The organism is Nocardia pseudobrasiliensis NBRC 108224 (assembly GCF_001613105.1).
Taxonomy (GTDB): Bacteria; Actinomycetota; Actinomycetes; order Mycobacteriales; family Mycobacteriaceae; genus Nocardia; species Nocardia pseudobrasiliensis.
The window spans coordinates 187,821-203,741 of sequence record NZ_BDBS01000022.1; the positions used below are offsets into that span (position 1 = coordinate 187,821).

Consider the following 15,921-nt stretch of genomic DNA (forward strand, 5'->3'; position numbering starts at 1 on the left):
TCGCACGCGGCTCGAATCTGGACTCACAACAGGCTCAAACCGCCGTCGACGACCACGACCGAGCCGGTGGCGAATTCGGCCTCGGGCGCGGTGAGCTGCCGCGCCCACCAGGCGAGTTCCTCGGGCTGCCCGACACGACCGGCGGGCGTGCGGCCCGCGATATCGGCGAGGAAGGCGCTGTACTGCTCCGGCGTGGATCCCATCCGCACGCCCATGCCGGACGCCACGACCCCGGCCGCGATCGCCACGACCCGAATTCCCCTGGGCGCCAATTCGATCGACCAGGTCCGGGTGAGGAATTCCACCGCGACCTTCGTGGCACCGTATCCGGAGAAACCCGGCCACGCGCGGCCGCCGGACGCGCCGGAACTGCTCATATTCAGTACGACGCCCCGGGTTTCGGCGAGCGCGTCGAGCGCGGCCTGGGTGAGGAACAGGGGCGCGAGCAGATTGACCGCCACCTCATTCTCGGCGGCGGCTCGATCGATGTGCGCGAGCGGAGCCGGAGCGGCCGTGGCGGCATTGTTGACCAGAATGTCGACCCGGCCCAGCACCCGCTGCGCCGTCTTCACGACGAGTTCGGCGGCGCCGGGGTCGGTGATATCCGCGGCGAGTACGTGGATGCCGTCGTACCCCGCGGCCGTTTCGCGCAGTGTGGATTCGGTTCGCCCCACCACGAGCACCTCGTGCTCCTCGGCGTAGCCACGGGCCAGCGCCCGTCCGATTCCGGTGCCGCCACCGGTGACGATCACACCGCGTTTCGCTCGTACCACGACCTACCGCCTCTCGACTGGACTGTCCCCAAACCTGGCGGCATGCGGTCGAAGTCCAGTGGAGAAGCCCTCGGGCGGTCGCGGTGCGGCTCAGGCGAATCGGTCGGCGTGCTCCCTCGCCCATTCGGCGAAGGTGATGCCGGGCCGCCCGGTCAGATCGGTAACCGTGGTAACCGGCGCCTGCGGATCGCGCAGGGTCTGCGCGAAACCCTCCAGCAGGAATTCGGCGACATCGGCGAGCATGCCCTGACTGCTCCACAGCGCACGGGCCTGGTCCGGGCTCAACTCCTCCCATTCGACGGGCTTGCCGAGCGCCTCGCCGATCAACCGAACCTGATCGATCTGGGTGATCGCCTCCGGGCCGGACAGGACGTACTTCTCGCCGACATGTCCGTCCTCGAGCAGGGCGACCGCGGCGACCGCGGCGATATCGGCGAGTGCGATCGGAGTCTGCACAGCCTGCCCGTACGGAGCCCGGACGACGCCGTCGGCACGAATGGCCTCGGCCCAGCCCAGGGTGTTGTTCATGAATACGCCCGGCCGCAGATGGGTCCAGTCGAATCCCGCGGTCTCGACGGCGTGTTCACAGGCGTAGTAGAACCAGAACTCCTCGGGGGATCGAGCTTCCGCGTCGGCGTTCTCGCCGGACAGCACGACCACCCGCTTCACCCCCGCCCGCCGCGCCGCCTCGGCGAAATCCTTCACCTTCGCGGGCATCGGGGCGAGGTAGACGGTGTCCACACCGTCGAGCGCGGCGGGCAGGGTCTCGGGACGGCCGAGATACCCCTTCACGACATCGACGCCCGCGGGCAGTCCGGCCCGGTCCGGGTTGACCGTCAGCGCGCGCACATCCGCCACGCCCCGCGCCACCAACTCGTCCACCACCAAACGGCCCACACTTCCGGTCGCGCCCGTCACGAGGATCGCCACGTGTATCTCCTTCGATTTCTGAGCTTTCGGCAGGTCATCGCCGCCGATCCGCTCACCCTCCCAGCACTGACCGAATAATCGTATAGGCTACGAGAATGTTCTCGCACACCGTACGGAATTGCACAGCGGCGGTGTGGGCGGGATGGGAAGGTAGGTCGAACGCGATGGTCGAACACAGCGGCGGAGGCGATCCCGACAAACTGCTGCCCATGCTCTGGCCGGGCGCGGACCGGGACGACGGCAAGCCCGCGCTGGGCCGCAAACCCGGGCTGACGGTGGAGGCGGTCGTGACGACCGCGTTGCGGATCGCCGACGACACCGGGCTGGACACCCTGTCGATGCGCCGGGTGGCCACCGCACTGGGCGTGGGCACGATGACGCTCTACACCTACGTGCCGGGCAAGGCCGAACTGCTGGATCTGATGATCGACAAGGCATTACGCGAGCGCGCGCTACCGCTGGACGACCGCTCGCGCCCCGACGACTGGCGTCGTCAGCTCGAGCTGTACGCGGATCGGACCCGCACGATGTATCGCCGGCATCGGTGGCTGCGGCGGGTTTCCACCGTCCACCCGCCGCTCGGCCCCGGCATGATGGACGGCCACGAGTATCTGCTGCGCGCGCTGTCGGGCCTCGGACTCACCCCCGCCCAGGCCGCGGCCGCCTCGCACGCGCTGCGGGTGGTGATCGATGCGGTGGCCCGGGTCGAGGTGGCCGACGAACAGGTGGAACGCAGTACCGGGCAGTCGCAGGACGCGTGGTGGCAGGCGCGAATGTCGTTCTGGCAGACCTATTTCGACGCCGAGCGCTATCCGGCGATCTTCGCGACCTGGGACAGCGGCGGCTTCGAGACCGCGGGTGAGCCCGAGGCGGGTAACGTCTACCGGTTCGGCCTGTCCCGGCTGCTCGACGGCATCGAGACGGTCGCGCGCGAGAACCGTAACGCCTGAATTAACGGGCACATTTGTCAAGACCCGAATTGTTCCTGTCGCACCGGGTCACCGGCAACCTTGCGGCATATCCGCGTGGTTGCAACTATGCCCATACACAGCCGGACGAATTGCCGAGACAGCCGAATAGACCCTGTAGTATCATGTGGTAGCTTCTCGACGGTGATAACGGTTCGGGGGAACGGTAATGATAACGGTTGGGATTTTAGGCCCGCTACTGCTGGGCGCCGCGGCAACTTCGATGGCGCCTTCCGCGCCCAAGCTGCGAACTGTCCTCGGAACTCTGATCATGCATTCCGGACAGGTTGTGCCCGCATCGTCGCTGATGAGCGAATTATGGGGTGACGAGCCGCCCGCCAGCGGATCCACCACATTACAGACCTATATACTTACGCTACGTAAGAATCTGGCCGCACTTACCCGCTGGTCGGTCTCCGATATTTCCAACGAAATACTCGTGACCCGCACTCGCGGATATCTTCTCAAAAACGTCGACATTGATTACCACAATTACAATTCCCTGGTCTCGAAGGGCCGGAAATCGATTACCAGCGGTGACGACCGGCACGGCGCGGCGCTACTGGATCAGGCGTTGCGACTGTGGCGCGGCCCCGCCCTGATCGATGTCGAGGGTAAGCGGGTCCTGGAATCCAAACGCCGCCAGCTCGACGAATCCCGCCTGGTCGCGCTCGAACTCATGACCGAGGCCCAGATCCGGCTCGGCATGCACCGCGAGGTACTGCCCGAACTGACCGCACTCACCCTGGAGAACCCACTGCACGAGGGCCTGCACGCGCAGTTCATGCGCGCGCTGAGCCTCGGCGGGCGCCGGGCCCAGGCGCTCGAGGTCTTCCGGCAGCTTCGCTGCAATTTGATCGCCGAACTCGGGATAGAGCCGGGCAAGCAGGTCCAACAGGTGCATCGGGAGATACTCACATCGGACGTCGAACCCTGGGGCCGATACCACTTGGCCGGCTCCCGATAGGCGACAGGCCTTTTCGAAATCAGGCCGCGCCCCGCAATCGCTCGTTGACGATATCCACCAGCTCCTGCGGCGTCCTGACCTCGACGAGATCATCGTCGGGAATCACCACACCGAAATCGCGCCGGATACGCGACGCCGACTCGATCAGGGCCAGGGAGTCGTAGCCGAGCTCCTCGAAATCTACCGCGGAGATATCGCCCGCCAGCTCGGGCGCACTCTCGTCGCCGCCCGCGCATTCGATCAGAATGCGGCGCAGGGTATCGATGGTCATGGTCGTCATCACGATCGGCTCCTCGATTCTCTTCGGATTCGAACGGCCACCCCCCGGACGGGATCTCGGCCGCCGAACTCTTATCGAGTATGGAACGCGCTCCTAGAAACTCACTCGACAGCCGACGCCGAGCTACCGGAGCCCCGGCCCGGCCGCGATTCGGACCCCTCGGTCTGCGCTTCGATGTGGCCTGCGGGTTCGATCCAATTCACCACCAGTTCGATTGCCCGGCAGGGGCGGGTGTCACCCTGACATTCGTGGCTACGTCCGGGCGGACGAAACGGGCCGGGTATGACGAGATCACCCCGGCCTACCGGCTCCTCGACATCGTGCACGCCACCGCGCTCGCGCATGCCGAGCGGCGGTTGCAGCGGGAGTTCACAATCCTGTTCGACGCCAATACGATTCACCACTTCCTGCGCGACTCCTACGACGAACTTCGCGCGCGGGCGTCGGTACGGCTGTATCTGCCGGTGCTGGCGGAGCGGTTCGCCCGGCAGCGACTGCACGCGCGGGCGAAGGTGGAAGGCCGGGTGGAGCACGCCGTTCCGGTGGTGCTGTTCCTGTGCACCTTCAACGCCGGGCGCTCGCAGATAGCGCTGGGATTCTTCGAACACTACGCGCGGGGACGGGCGCTGGGCTGGTCCGGCGGCTGCGAGCCGAGCGGCGCGCTGAATCCGGCGGCGGTCGCGGCCATGGCCGAGATCGGCGTCGACATCTCCCACGAGTTCCCCAAGACATGGACCGACGAGATCATCCGCGCCGCGGACATCATCGTCACCATGGGGTGCGGCGACGTCTGCCCGGACGTCTGCGGTATCCGCCACGAGGACTGGGTGGTCGACGACCCGGCGGGCCTGCCGGTGGCCGAGATCCGCCCGATCCGCGACGATATCCACCGCCGGGTGCTCGCACTGCTGGCAGACCTCGGCGTCCCGGTATCACTCGAGTCACGTTTCGGCGATTCCATCCGAACATAACCGATGCTCACGCCCGGTGATGCCAAGCTGACTGCACCATGAATCGGAACATCTTCGCAAAGGCCCTGCGCATACCGATCGTGGCGGTTACGGCACTGCTGTTGTCGACCGGCACCACCGCCGCAGGGCCCACCCCGAATTCGGACTGGACCATGTGGCAGTTCGATGCCGTGGGATCGCGCTACAACGGCAACGAGCACACGCTGACCCCCGCCAATGTGGGCTCGCTGCAACTGAAGTGGGCGTTCGCGTTTCCGGGCGCGATCGCGCAGTCGAGCCAACCGGCGGTGGCGGGCGGCGTCGTGTACTCCGGTGGGCGCGACGGGAAGATGTACGCCCTGGACGCCCGCACGGGCGCGACCCGCTGGGTCTTCGATACCGGGACCTCGCTCGAGCACATCCCGTTCTACGGCCTGCGGGACGGGCCCGCGGTGGCCGACGGCGTGGTCTACTTCGGCGACAACGGCGCGAATCTGTGGGCCGTCGACGCGATTACGGGCCGGGCGCGCTGGCACACCCGGCTCGAAACCCACCCGTTCTCGATCATCACCAGTTCACCGCTGGTCTTCGACGGGCACGTCTACGTCGGTGTGTCCAGTCAGGAGGAGGGCGGCGGACTCGCCGATCCGCTCTATCCGTGCTGCACCTTCCGCGGCAGCGTCGTCTCGGTCGACGCCGCGACCGGTGCGGTGCGGTGGAAATACGACACCCTCGCGGAGCCGACCGTCCGAACCGGTCCCCCGGGACCGAGTTTCAGCCCCAGCGGCGGCGCGGTCTGGTCCTCGCCCACCGTCGATCCGGCGACCCGCACGCTGTATTACACGTCCGGCAACCCCTATACGGGCGCCCCGCACGATCTGGAATCCATCGGCGCGATCGATATCGACACCGGAACCCGCCGCTGGGTGAATTCGCTGACCCCGAACGACACCTGGAATGTGCGCTGCGCCGTGCCGCCGGCGGGTGGGGCCTGTCCCATCCCGGGCCGCGATTTCGATTTCGGCGCGCATCCCAACATCTTCGAGATCGGCGGCCGCAAGGTCGTCGGCGCGGGCCAGAAGACCGGCATCTACCATCTGCTCGACGCCGCGACGGGCGCGATCGTCTGGCAGACCGAACTGTCGGTGCCGACCTCCCCGCTGCCCATCGAGGGGGCCGAATCGCTGGCCGGAATCCAGTGGGGCGCGAGCTTCGACGGGCAGCGGCTGTACGTGGCGACCTACAACGCGAATCCGGGCACGCTGTTCGCCTTGGATCCGGCCGACGGTCATGTCCTGTGGCGTACACCCAATCCCGCCGACGGCTGTCGGATCGACATACCGGCGGTGCCGATGGATCCGTTCTGCCAGGAGGCCATGCCCAATGCGGTCTCCTCCTCCCCCGGCCTGGTCTACGAGGGCAGTCTGGACGGCAAGATGCGGGTGTTCTCGGCCGAGACCGGCGCCATCCTCTGGGAGTACAACACCCACCGGCCCTTCCTGACCGTGAACGGCGTCCCAGGTAAGGGCGGCGGGCTCAACGGCAACGGCGCGGTCGTCGCCAACGGCATGCTGTATACCAATTCCGGATACGCGCACCCGATCACCACCGGCATGCCGGGAAATGTGTTGCTGGCCTTCGGCCTACCGTGAGTCAGAGCTCGAATTCCGCTCCGTCGGCAAGGATCTCGACGCCCGCCCGCTCGACCAGCGCGCGGGCGGGCGAGGCCGGATCCAGCAGCGGATTGGTGTTGTTGAAATGGGTGTAGATGCGGCGTAGTCCCGGATGCCGGGCCAGGGCGGCCAACGATCCCTCGGGCCCGGCGACAGCCAGGTGTCCCATCCGCGCCTGACCCGAATCCCGTTCGCGCACAGCCGATCCCAGTTCATCGACGTCGAAGAATGTGCCGTCCAGCAGCGCGCAGTCGGCCCCGGCGAGCAGTTGGTCCAAGCCGTCGGGCCACCGCGCCAGACACGGGGCGTACACCAGCGAACCGCCGGTCGCGACGTCCTCGATGCGCAGCGCGCTCACCCAGTTCTCGCCGGACCGCTGCGCGGCAGCGTATTTCGGCGGTTTGTCCCCGACCGACAGTGTGGTGACCCGCAGCCCGCCCGCCAACTCGACCGTCCCGGAACTGTCGTGCCAGGCCCACGGCGCGTAGCGATCCAGCAGTCCGCGCAGTGGCAGGGCGGACTCCAGCGCGGTGAGTACCCGCGGTGTCGCGTAGCCGGTCAGGCTCGCACCGCGCAGAATCGTCAGTCCCAGCACGTGATCCAGCTCCGCGTCGGTGAGCAGCACACCGCGCACCGGCGTCTGCCGCGGCCCGGGCCCGGCCCGCAGTGCGGGTGTGGCCAGCAGCTGCGAGCGGATGTCCGGCGAGGCGTTGAGCAGCCACCAGTCCCGCGAATCGCCGCTCACGGCAACGCATTCCTGAGTGCGCGCGGGCAGTCTCCCGCCGCGCACCGCCACACAGTGGGAGCAGGCGCAATTCCATTGCGGCACACCGCCTCCGGCGGCGGTGCCCAGCAGTACCACTCTCATCCGGCCTGCGCCCGCAGCCGCGGTTCGACCGGGGCCGCCGCCCGCAGCGCCGCATCGATCAGCGATCGCCGCGGCGACAATCCGCACACCGGATCGGTGGCGGCGGCATCGCCGGTCAATTGGAAGGCCTGACAGCGGCATCCGCCGAAGTCGGTGAAGCGCTCCGGACAGCTCCGGCACGGATCACGCATCCAGTCGGTTCCGCGGTAGGCGTTGAACATCGCCCCTTCGTACCAGATCTCGGCCAGCGAGCGGCGCAGCACATTGTCCGTGGGCAGCGTCGTGATCACCGACGCCGCCGGACACGGCAGCACATCGCCGTCGGGGGTGACGGTGAATTGCACGCGCCCCCAGCCGTCCATACAGGGCTTCGGCCGATCGGCGAAGTAGTCCGCCACCACATAGACCAATTCCACTCCGCCCGAATACTTTTCCCGAGCGCGCCGCACCGCCGCCCGCGCGGCGACGAGCTGCTCGGCCGTCGGCAGCAGCGCGGCCCGATTGCGCAGCGCCCAACCGTAGTACTGGGTGTTCGCCAGCTCGATCCGATCCGCCCCGAGTCCTACCGCCAACTCCACGATCCGCTCGATCCGGTCGATATTGCCGCGATGCAGTACGACATTGACGGTGAGCGGCAACCCCGCCGCGGTAATCGCCCGCGCCGCCGCGATTTTGAGCTCGTGTACCCGAGCTCCGGCGGCGCGATCGGCGGGCTGCCGATCCGCGTCCTGCATGGAGAGCTGGATATGGTCCACCCCGCGGTCCGCCAGTTCCCGCGTCCGCTCGGCGGTGAGCCCTACCCCGCTGGTGACCAGATTGACATAGGCTCCGAGCCCGCGCGCGTGCTCGGCCAGTTCCGGCAGATCCCGCCGCGACAGCGGTTCGCCCCCGGACAGATGTATCTGCACCACACCCAGTTCCCGAGCCTGGGTGAAGACATCGCACCACTGCGCGCGGGTCAATTCGTTCGAACGAGACACCAGCGCTGTGGGATTGGAGCAATAGGGGCAGTGCAGCGGACAGCGGTGCGTCAGCTCCGCGAGCATCCCCAGCGGCGACTCAACCATCCAGCGCCACCACCCGCCGCCGCGCGAGCCGTTCGAGCAACTCGCTCACATCCGTCATCCGCACACCGTCGTATTCGGCCGCCAGTCGCTCGACGATCCGCCCGACGCTCGAACTACCGTCGCACAGCGCCAGCACCGCGGCCGCGGTGTCGTTGAGCACGACCACCCCCTCCGGCAGCAGCGCCAGATCGCCCCGGGCGGCGTCGCGGGCCAGTCGCACGCCCGCCCGCAACCTGGGCACCGACGCCTCCGACACGGTCATGCCGAGCCTCCGCTGTGATAGTCGAGGCTGTCGAGAATGGCTTGCAGCACAGCGCATTTGAATTCCAGCGCCGCCACGCAGGCCAGCTGCTGCGCATGGGTCTCGGCATGTTCGACCACCAGATCCAGCAGCGAACTGCCCTCGGCCGCAACTACATCCAGCCGGGCGGTGAAATACGCGAACCCGTCCTCGCCGATCCACGGATAGTGTTCGCGCATCCGTCCCAGCCGGTGGGCCAGCAGACCCGGCGAGAACAGTTCGGTCAGCCCCGAGGCCACCGCCTCGAGCCACGGTCGCCGCCGGGCGAAGTCGGTGTAGGCATCGACCGCGAATCGCACTCCGGGCAGCACCAATCGCTCCGAGACCACCTCGTCACGACCGAGCCCGACCGCCTCCGCCAGGCGCAACCATTTCTCCGCGCCACCGGACTGGGCGTCGACCCCGTCGTGGTACACGATGCGCGAGAGCCACTGCCGCCGGACCTCCGGGACCGGGCAGTTGGCGATGATCGCGGCATCCTTCCGCGGCAGACAGCACTGGTAGTACCAGCGATTGGCCGCCCACAGCCGCAGGTGCTCCTTGTCCAGCTCCCCCTCGTGGAGCCGCCGATGGAAGGGATGGCGGTCCCAGTACGAACCCTTGAGCCCGTACAGCCGGGCCCGGAATTCCGTTGCGCTCCAGGGGTTCCGGATCTCCGATACGGACGGCACCGCCGCCGTCTCAGCTACGCCCGGAGTATGCGGTGACCTCCATACCGGTGGAGTGGAACTCGAAATCCGGTCGCGCCCAGACCTTCTTGACCTCCGGGCCGACGTTCTTGCTGTCTGCGGTCTGCATGCGACTGCCTCCGATGACGGGAAGATGCGTGCGAATACAACAGAACACTCGAACCATGAGCATAACCCATCGCCGCGAGCGCGTGTATGACTCCGGATCGCGGGGGTGGCACGCGGTGGTGGCCGGTCGGCCACGGGCTCGAACTCATTGGTACAAAAGGAGATTCAGTCATGCCCGATCGTCCCGATACCGAGGAGCAGGCGAGCAAGGGCGACAAGGCCAGCAGCGGCAGCTTCGGCGAGTCCAATGCGGCCGATCCGCAGGAGGCGGGCCGCAAGGGCGCCGAGGCGCAGCCCACCGAGGCGGCCGTTGATCCTCACCCCCACGCATCGGCCCGGACGGGCAGTCCGGGCCGATGTACCGCGAATGTCGTGATTGATTCCAATTGGATCGGGTACCACCCGAACATCCGGTTCCTCGTAGAGCAGCCTGCGAGTCCGGGCCTGTCGGCCGCGCTGCTCGTCAACAGCGGCACGACGGTGCTTTCGCCCCGCGACCCATGCGGTTGTCAGACCCCCGCGGAACGAGGAACCATCCCATGAACTCTCCCGCTGCGCCCGCCGACACCACACCACCCGCGGGACCGGCCCATCGGACCCGACGCGGCAGCGATCCCTACGACAACCTCGAGCCGTGGTTCGAGAAATTGCAGGCCCTGGACCCGGCGGATCCGCTGTACGCGCGTCTGCGCGGGCAGATCATTCATCGGTGCCTGCCGCTGACCGAACATGTGGCCCGGCGCTACACCGGCCGCGGGGAGGACTTCGACGATCTCGAGCAGGTCGCCCGCGTGGGGCTGGTGATGGCGGTGGACCGTTTCGACGTCTCGCGCGGGCACACCTTCCTGTCCTTCGCGGTTCCCACGATCCTCGGGGAGGTGCGGCGGCATTTCCGTGATCGGGGCTGGGCGGTGCGAGTCCCGCGCCCGCTCAAGGAGCTGCATCAGCAGATCGCCATGATCACCCCCGGCCTGATCCAGCGTCTCGGGCGCATGCCGACCGGCCGCGACCTCGCCGCCGCACTCGATGTCTCGATCGAGGACGTCAACCAGGCCCTCGTCGCGGGCAACGGCTATCGCACCGACCCCCTCGACGCCCCCGTCGAGCACGGCGACTCCGATAACTCGATGCCGCATACCGCCGTCCCGGCAACCGTCGAACCATGCTACGAACTGCTGGAGAACGCGATGGCGGTCCGGCCGCTGATCGCCGCGCTGCCCGAACGCGAGCGAACCGTGCTGATCCTGCGCTTCTTCGAGCGCAAAACCCAATCCGAGATCGGCCGGGAATTGGGCATCTCCCAGATGCACGTCTCCCGTATCCTGGCCGCCACCCTGCAGCTGCTGCGCGAGCAGGCCCTCGAACAGGTCCCGGTCAGCAGCCCTCCAGCGTGAGCGCGGCCAGCTCCGTCACCAATTCCCCACCGCCGCAACGCCGCTCGGCCTCGACCTGCCGCCGGGCGCCGTTGCCCTCCTCGAGCACCCGCTCGATACCTCGATCCACGAAATCCCGATCGCCCAGCCGGTCCAGGGCGGGCGCGACCAGATCCACGAATTCGGCGATGCGCCGTCGAAACGGCATGATCCGCCCGTCGACCGGATCGAAACAGTCGCCCCCGGCCCCGTCGCGCGCGGCCTTCCAATACGCGATCCGCAGCATCTCCGCCGTGACGGCCGGGCAGATTCGATTGTGCCGCACCGCGTCTCGCGCGGTCACAACACCGGCGCGAATCAACGCGGCCAGCAACGCGGACTGCGCGACGGTCGCGGGCACATCGCTGACCCGGATCTCCACGGTCGGATACGACGTCGAGGGCCGCACATCCCAATAGACCATCTTCTCGTCCAGAATGCTGCCCGCCGTACGCATCGCGGAGACCATCGCGTCGTATTCATGGGCCGAGGTGAAATACGGCGGCGGCCCGGCGCTCGGCCAGCGGTGCCACAGCACGCTGCGCCAACTGGCATATCCGGTGTCGGCGCCGTGCTGCACGGCCGAATTGGCGGTCAGCGCGAGCAGCAGCGGCAACCACGGACGCAGGTAGTTGCACACCTGGATCGCGATCTCCCGATCCGACACCGCGACATGGACGTGCCCGCCGCAGAGCGGCTGTTCGTCGGCGAGCAGCCCGAAATTCGCCTCGATGCGCTGATAGCGCTCGGACCGCGTGACCGCCATCGGGCTCGGGCCGATCGGTGACACACCCACCGCCAACAGGGTCGCGTCGAACTTGCGGGCACAGCGCGCGACCTCGCGGCGCAACCACCGCAATTCCGCGGTCAGCTCATCGATCCCGTGGTGCACACCGGTGGCCGTCTCGACCTGGCAGGCCGCCAATTCCAGTTGCAGATCGATCCCCAGCTCCCGGGCCGCGGCCGCGACCTCGCGATTCTTGTTCACCGGAATCCCGGTGCGTGAATCGACCAGCAGGAATTCCTCTTCCACACCGATACTCGGAACATCCTCGTCCACGCTCTCGTCCTACCCCCGACCGGCCGGATTACCCGAGGTGTGCTGTCGCGCTGATCGGGTATGCGATCGGCGATGGACCATTCACGAGCACCGATGCTGGACGCGCTGGCCGAGTATCAGCGGTTGGACCGTTATGGCTTCACCCCGCCCGGACACCGCCAGGGGCGAGGAGCCGATCCGCGAGTCCGCGACGAACTGGGCGGAGCGCTGAGCCATGACGTGCTGGCCGGGCCCGGACTCGACGACCGGCTGGCGCGCGGCCATCTGCTCGGCGATGCCGAGGAGCTCATGGCCGATGCCGTCGGCGCGGAGACCGCGTTCTTCTCCACCTGCGGCAGTTCGCTGCCGGTGAAGGCCGCGATGCTGGCGGTGGCCGGGGGCGACGGCGGGCTGATCCTGGGCCGCGACAGTCACAAATCGATCGTCGCCGGACTGGTGTTCTCCGGGGTGCGCCCGTACTGGGTGACGCCGAGATGGGACGCGGACCGGCATTTTTCGCATCCGCCGTCCCCGGACCAGGTGCGGGCGGCCTGGGAACGCCATCCCGATGCGGCCGGTGCGTTGATTGTCAGTCCCAGTCCCTACGGCACCTGCGCCGATATCGGCAGCATCGCGGAGATCTGTCACGAGCGCGGTAAGCCGCTGATCATCGATGAGGCGTGGGGCGCGCATCTGCCGTTCCATCCCCGGTTGCCCACCTGGGCGATGGACGCGGGCGCGGATATCTGCGTGGTGAGTGTGCACAAGATGGGCGCGGGTTTCGAACAGGGTTCGGTCTTCCATGTGCAGGGCGATCTGGTCGACCGTGGGCGGCTGAAGCTGTGCGCCGATCTGCTGATGACCACCAGCCCGAATGTCCTGCTGTACGCGGCGATGGACGGCTGGCGTCGCCAGATGGTCGAGCACGGGCGCGAATTGCTCGATGCCGCACTGGCCACGACCGATCGGGCTCGCTCGGAGCTGGCGCGCATTCCCGACATCACCGTGATGGAGCGGGAACTGCTCGGCGTCGAGGCCTCGCACGATCTGGACCGGCTGCAGGTGCTGATGGACGTATCGGCCACGGGCGCAACGGGTTACGAGGTCGCGGACTGGCTGCGGGAGCATCGCCGCATCGATATGGGCCACAGCGACCACCGCCGCGTCCTCGCGACGCTGTCGATGGCCGACGACAAGGATACGATCGACATGCTGGTCAAGGGCGTCAGCGCCTGGCGCGAACAGTCGAAAGACCCAGCGCCACACAATATTCGACTACCCGCGCCGGACGAGCTGCAATTGGAATCCGTACAGCGCCCGCGCGACGCGTTCTTCGGTCCGTGCGAATCCGTACCGATCGAGCGGGCGCCGGGCCGGATCGCGGCCGAACAGGTCACCCCGTATCCGCCCGGCATTCCGGTCATGGTGCCCGGCGAACTGATCAACGAGGCGGTCGTCGAATATCTGCGCACCGGTGTGCGGGACGGGATGAACGTCCCCGATCCGGTGGATCCGACGCTGAAAACCCTCCGGGTCGTGGCGTCATGACCGCCGCGGAGGATCGGCTCGCGGAGCGGATCGGAACCTCGGGCCTGTCGGTCGCGGTCGCGGAATCGCTGACCTCGGGCCGGATCTCGACCGTCCTGGGCGCGGCGCCGAAGTCCAGCGAATGGTTCCGCGGCGGAGTCGTGGCCTATTCGACCGAGGTGAAACGGCTCGTGCTCGGGGTGCCGGACCGCCCACCGGTATGTCGGGAAACGGCCGAGGCCATGGCCGCCGGCGTCCGCGCGCTGCTGCGCGCCGATATCGCCGTCGCGGTCACCGGAGTGGGCGGACCGGATCCCCAGGGCGATGAGCCGCCCGGTTCGGTGTGGTTCGCGGTCGCCTCCGAGTCCGAACTCGAGACCGTGCACCGCCAGTTCTCCGGAGAACCGCCCGAAATCGTCGCCCGGACCGGAGAATACGCCTTGGAGCTGCTGTGGCAGGCGTGCACGCGACATCGCGACGCGATATCCGGAGGTATGGCGACGACATGACCATGGCCACCAACGCACAGACCCCGACGCTGCCCGCACCCCGCGGCGAGCTGTCGGCGATGCTGATCGAGCGCCTGCGCGGCGAACCCGGAAAACCCTTCCCGCACACGGCGAATGCCGATCCCTACGGCGAGGATCTACAGCTGGCGCTGCACACCTGCTACGAATTGCACTATCGTGGTTTCGAATCGGTGGATCCCGGCTGGGAATGGGATCCCGACCTGCTGCGCTGGCGCGCCACCCTCGAGGCCCCGTTTCTGGCCGCCCTGCGCGCCGATGTCGCGGGCGGCGACGATCTGGACGCCGAACTCGAGCAGTTGCTGATCGAGCCGATGCCGCCCAGCGGCCTCAGCGAATTTCTGCGCACCGACGGCGAATTGTGGCAGCTGCGTGAGTATTTCGTGCACCGATCGCTGTATCACCACAAGGAGGCCGATCCGTACGCCTGGGCGATCCCCCGACTGACCGGGCAGGCCAAGGCATCACTGGTGGCGGTGGAATTCGACGAATTCGGCGGCGGCCGCGGCGAACGTGTGCACGCCCGCCTGTACGCGGATCTGCTGGCCGGGGCCGACCTGAATCCGGAGTACCTGCACTACCTCGATGTCATTCCGGCACCGATGTTCTCGGTGCTGAACATGATCTCGCTGTTCGGCCTGCACCGGGTCCGGCGCAATGCCCTGGTCGGCCATTTCGCCACCGTCGAGATCACCTCGCCGCCCGGCGCGCGGCGCATGGTCGAGGCGCTGGAACGACTGTGCCCGGATCCGCGCTGTCTGCTGTTCTACCGCGAACATGTGGAGGCGGACGCGGTCCACGAACAGGTCATGCGCACCGATGTGATCGGCAATCTGGTGGCCGAGGATCCGAGCGCGGCCGCCGACATCGTCTTCGGCATCCAGGCGACCGGGTTGCTGGAAGACCGGTTCGCCGCCGACGTCCTCGGTCACTGGCATCGCGGAAATTCTTCTCTCCGAACAGGATTGAAGTGCGATTCCGGTGCAAATCGGGTTTCGTGATGTTGTTCTGCGCCCCAGGCGTCTACCGGCCCGAGGCCGACACATGGTTGCTGAAGCGAGCCTTCGACGGCGCCCGCATCCATCGTGGCGGCCGGGTGCTCGATATCTGTACCGGCTCGGGCGCGCTGGCCATCGCGGCGGCGCGGGCCGGGGCCGCCGAGGTGACCGCGGTGGACATCTCCCGCGCGGCGGTCGCGTCGGCCTGGCTGAACTCCCGCTGCCGCGGCCTCGGAATCGAATTGCTGCGCGGTGATTTCGAGGCCGTCCTCGGCGACCGCCGATTCGATGTCGTATTGGCCAATCCGCCCTATGTCCCGACTCCGCCCGGCACGCACACCCGCGGTTCCGCGCGGGCGTGGAATGCCGGGCCCACGGGCCGGGAGATACTCGACCGGCTGTGCACGCGGCTGCCGCGACTGCTCAGCGCCCAGGGCGTCGCGCTGATCGTGCATTCGACGCTGGCCGACCCCGACCGAACCGTCGGCCTGCTGCGCGATCAACGCCTCAAGGCGGCCGTCGTGGCCCGCAGTCAGATCCCGTTCGGCCCGGTCCTGCGCGAGCGCGCCGCGTGGCTGGCCGCCGCGGGCTACATCGCCTCCGACCAGAACCGGGAAGACCTGGTGGTGATCCGTGCCGACCGAACCCGCGCCTGACCGACGCCGCATCGTCTTCACCACCGACGGGCCCGCCCTGATCGAGGGTCCGGTCGAACTCGTGACCGCGGACGGGCGGACCATCTGCTCGGACCGATTCCAGGTGGCCATCTGCCTGTGCCGCCGCTCGAAGAACTATCCGCTCTGCGACACCAGCCACCGCAGACGCCGCCGCGAACCGGACTGAA

At 67.8% G+C, this 15,921-nt stretch carries 20 protein-coding genes; 11 read left to right on the forward strand and 9 right to left on the reverse strand.

What is annotated here, in order from left to right:
• Window positions 1–23: 23 nt before the first annotated feature.
• Together NP4_RS18450 and NP4_RS18455 are read right to left on the reverse strand one after the other, a co-directional pair.
• Window positions 24–773 (reverse strand): SDR family NAD(P)-dependent oxidoreductase, encoded by a 750-nt coding sequence (locus NP4_RS18450; RefSeq protein ID WP_211335954.1) that lies wholly within the window; start codon window positions 771–773, stop codon window positions 24–26.
• A gap of 90 nt (window positions 774–863) precedes the next feature.
• A complete protein-coding gene (locus tag NP4_RS18455) occupies window positions 864–1,703 on the reverse strand; it encodes an NAD(P)H-binding protein (protein WP_067999322.1) in 840 nt (279 codons plus the stop codon).
• Between the two features lie 164 nt (window positions 1,704–1,867).
• Between NP4_RS18455 and NP4_RS18460 the strand changes: the two genes are divergently transcribed.
• Window positions 1,868–2,653: a TetR/AcrR family transcriptional regulator gene (locus tag NP4_RS18460; protein ID WP_067999324.1), complete on the forward strand. Its 786-nt coding sequence runs from the start codon at window positions 1,868–1,870 to the stop codon at window positions 2,651–2,653.
• A 241-nt stretch (window positions 2,654–2,894) separates the two neighbouring features.
• Entirely contained in the window at window positions 2,895–3,638 is a 744-nt protein-coding gene (locus NP4_RS18465) for an AfsR/SARP family transcriptional regulator (protein WP_255285522.1), read from the forward strand.
• Between the two features lie 19 nt (window positions 3,639–3,657).
• Here the strand turns inward: NP4_RS18465 and NP4_RS18470 are convergent, their stop codons facing one another.
• Window positions 3,658–3,918: an acyl carrier protein gene (locus NP4_RS18470; RefSeq protein ID WP_062506136.1), complete on the reverse strand. Its 261-nt coding sequence runs from the start codon at window positions 3,916–3,918 to the stop codon at window positions 3,658–3,660.
• Between the two features lie 290 nt (window positions 3,919–4,208).
• On the opposite strand from NP4_RS18470, the gene NP4_RS18475 reads away from it, so the two are divergent.
• Window positions 4,209–4,889: an arsenate reductase ArsC gene (locus NP4_RS18475; RefSeq protein WP_067999429.1), complete on the forward strand. Its 681-nt coding sequence runs from the start codon at window positions 4,209–4,211 to the stop codon at window positions 4,887–4,889.
• 38 nt (window positions 4,890–4,927) lie between these two features.
• Window positions 4,928–6,520, forward strand: coding sequence for an outer membrane protein assembly factor BamB family protein (locus NP4_RS18480; protein ID WP_067999326.1), 1,593 nt, complete (start codon window positions 4,928–4,930; stop codon window positions 6,518–6,520).
• Between the two features lies 1 nt (window position 6,521).
• On the opposite strand, the gene pqqB is transcribed toward NP4_RS18480, so the two are convergent.
• Genes pqqB through pqqA form a run of 5 tightly spaced genes read right to left on the reverse strand, consistent with a single transcriptional unit; the run spans window position 6,522 to window position 9,575 of the window.
• The gene (pqqB, locus tag NP4_RS18485) at window positions 6,522–7,409 is read right to left on the reverse strand and encodes a pyrroloquinoline quinone biosynthesis protein PqqB (protein ID WP_067999328.1); all 888 of its coding nucleotides are present in this window, start codon (window positions 7,407–7,409) and stop codon (window positions 6,522–6,524) included.
• The gene (gene pqqE / locus NP4_RS18490) at window positions 7,406–8,476 is read right to left on the reverse strand and encodes a pyrroloquinoline quinone biosynthesis protein PqqE (protein WP_067999330.1); all 1,071 of its coding nucleotides are present in this window, start codon (window positions 8,474–8,476) and stop codon (window positions 7,406–7,408) included. The genes pqqB and pqqE overlap by 4 nt, the downstream gene beginning before the upstream one ends.
• The gene (gene pqqD, locus NP4_RS18495) at window positions 8,469–8,738 is read right to left on the reverse strand and encodes a pyrroloquinoline quinone biosynthesis peptide chaperone PqqD (protein WP_067999332.1); all 270 of its coding nucleotides are present in this window, start codon (window positions 8,736–8,738) and stop codon (window positions 8,469–8,471) included. The genes pqqE and pqqD overlap by 8 nt, the downstream gene beginning before the upstream one ends.
• Window positions 8,735–9,448 carry a pyrroloquinoline-quinone synthase PqqC gene (pqqC, locus tag NP4_RS18500; protein WP_211335955.1) on the reverse strand — a complete coding sequence of 238 codons (714 nt, stop codon included), beginning with the start codon at window positions 9,446–9,448 and terminating at the stop codon, window positions 8,735–8,737. The genes pqqD and pqqC overlap by 4 nt, the downstream gene beginning before the upstream one ends.
• A 10-nt stretch (window positions 9,449–9,458) precedes the next feature.
• Window positions 9,459–9,575, reverse strand: coding sequence for a pyrroloquinoline quinone precursor peptide PqqA (gene pqqA / locus NP4_RS18505; RefSeq protein ID WP_067999333.1), 117 nt, complete (start codon window positions 9,573–9,575; stop codon window positions 9,459–9,461).
• A 170-nt stretch (window positions 9,576–9,745) separates the two neighbouring features.
• Here pqqA and NP4_RS18510 point away from each other — a divergent pair, with 170 nt between their 5' ends.
• Window positions 9,746–10,117 (forward strand): hypothetical protein, encoded by a 372-nt coding sequence (locus NP4_RS18510; protein WP_067999335.1) that lies wholly within the window; start codon window positions 9,746–9,748, stop codon window positions 10,115–10,117.
• Window positions 10,114–10,968, forward strand: a complete 855-nt coding sequence (locus NP4_RS18515) for a SigB/SigF/SigG family RNA polymerase sigma factor (protein WP_067999337.1) — start codon at window positions 10,114–10,116, stop codon at window positions 10,966–10,968. The genes NP4_RS18510 and NP4_RS18515 overlap by 4 nt, the downstream gene beginning before the upstream one ends.
• Here the strand turns inward: NP4_RS18515 and NP4_RS18520 are convergent.
• Window positions 10,949–12,046: a carboxylate-amine ligase gene (locus NP4_RS18520; RefSeq protein WP_067999339.1), complete on the reverse strand. Its 1,098-nt coding sequence runs from the start codon at window positions 12,044–12,046 to the stop codon at window positions 10,949–10,951. The two genes, NP4_RS18515 and NP4_RS18520, sit on opposite strands and share 20 nt — an antisense overlap.
• A 72-nt stretch (window positions 12,047–12,118) precedes the next feature.
• Here NP4_RS18520 and NP4_RS18525 point away from each other — a divergent pair, with 72 nt between their 5' ends.
• From NP4_RS18525 to NP4_RS18545, 5 genes are read left to right on the forward strand one after another with little or no spacing between them, the layout of a single operon-like run.
• Entirely contained in the window at window positions 12,119–13,573 is a 1,455-nt protein-coding gene (locus tag NP4_RS18525) for an aminotransferase class I/II-fold pyridoxal phosphate-dependent enzyme (RefSeq protein ID WP_067999434.1), read from the forward strand.
• Window positions 13,570–14,061: a CinA family protein gene (locus tag NP4_RS18530; RefSeq protein ID WP_067999341.1), complete on the forward strand. Its 492-nt coding sequence runs from the start codon at window positions 13,570–13,572 to the stop codon at window positions 14,059–14,061. The genes NP4_RS18525 and NP4_RS18530 overlap by 4 nt, the downstream gene beginning before the upstream one ends.
• Entirely contained in the window at window positions 14,058–15,080 is a 1,023-nt protein-coding gene (locus tag NP4_RS18535) for an iron-containing redox enzyme family protein (protein ID WP_067999344.1), read from the forward strand. The genes NP4_RS18530 and NP4_RS18535 overlap by 4 nt, the downstream gene beginning before the upstream one ends.
• A complete protein-coding gene (locus tag NP4_RS18540) occupies window positions 15,080–15,733 on the forward strand; it encodes a HemK2/MTQ2 family protein methyltransferase (protein ID WP_067999346.1) in 654 nt (217 codons plus the stop codon). The genes NP4_RS18535 and NP4_RS18540 overlap by 1 nt, the downstream gene beginning before the upstream one ends.
• Entirely contained in the window at window positions 15,711–15,920 is a 210-nt protein-coding gene (locus NP4_RS18545) for a CDGSH iron-sulfur domain-containing protein (RefSeq protein WP_067999348.1), read from the forward strand. Before NP4_RS18540 ends, NP4_RS18545 begins: the two co-directional genes overlap by 23 nt.
• Window position 15,921: the final 1 nt, after the last annotated feature.